This is a genomic window from Microbacterium sp. Bi128, assembly GCF_918698205.1.
Map to the genome: position 1 here is coordinate 1 of NZ_CAKKMM010001625.1, position 1074 is coordinate 1074.

Annotated in this window: 1 protein-coding gene and 1 pseudogene; both read right to left on the reverse strand. The window is 65.6% G+C overall.

Annotated features, from left to right (window positions below; all coding sequences use genetic code 11):
* Positions 1-841 (reverse strand): NAD(P)/FAD-dependent oxidoreductase (locus LQV45_RS35040; protein ID WP_230012612.1); only part of this gene is annotated, 841 nt, incomplete at its 3' end.
* 38 nt (positions 842-879) lie between these two features.
* Positions 880-1074, reverse strand: a pseudogene (locus tag LQV45_RS35045) (peptidase S8); the annotation flags it as partial.

Sequence of the window (1074 nt, forward strand, 5' to 3'; positions counted from 1 at the left end):
CCTGCACACCGGCAGTCCAGACCAGGGTGTCGGTCTCGAATTCCTGGGCCGGGCTCTTGTCCGGGAGGTTGATGAGCTTCAGGGAACCCTCGGCGTTGTCGAGGGAGGTGTTCAGCAGGACCTCGATGCCGCGGCTGCGGAGGTGCTCGACGACCCATTCGGCCTGCGATGCCGTGACCTCGGGCATGATGCGGCCCATCGCCTCGACCAGGACGAAGCGGACTTCCTCCTGCTTGATGCGCGGGTTGTTCTTGACCGCGGCGCGGGCCAGGTCTTCCATTTCGGTGATGCACTCGATGCCGGCGAAGCCGCCGCCGACGACGACGAACGTCAGGGCGCGGGCGCGCTCAACGGGGTCCGTCATGAGGGAACCGGTCTCGATCCGCTCGAGAACCTTGTTGCGCAGGGCGACGGCCTCTTCGATGGTCTTCAGGCCGATGCCCTTGTCCGCGAGGCCCTTGATCGGGAACGTGCGGGTGATGGCGCCGGCGGCAAGCACGACGTCGAAGTACGGAATCTCGAAGGTGTGTCCACCGTCGGAGGGTGCGACCACTGCCGTGCGGTTGGCGTGGTCGATCGAGGTGACGCGGCCCTGGATGAGTTCCGTCTGCTTCAGGTGCTGGCGGTGCGAGACGACTGCGTGGCGCGCCTCGATGTTGCCGCCGGCAACTTCCGGCAGGAAGGGCTGGTAGGTCATATAGGGCAGCGGATCCACGAGGGTGACGATGCCACCGGCATTCGCGATCTTTTTCTGAAGTTTGAGGGCTACATACAGGCCGACGTACCCGCCGCCGACGACGAGTACCCGGGGACGGTCCTGGAGCTGAAGGGAGGATGCCATATCTCAAGAATACAGTAGTTTGTGAAAACCTTCACTAACTATGACGGCTTGCTGGAGTCCACCGGATTGACGGCCTCGGGTTCGGCCTTGCCGGTCCCGCCCGGCCCGTCCGGGCCGTCCTTCGGCGGCGTGCGCATGGCGGCCCGCAGCTGGAACGCGGCGGCCACAACGATTCCCACGAGCAGGGCTCCGAAGCCCAGGACCACCGCGGCCGGCACGGCACTGTCCAGCTG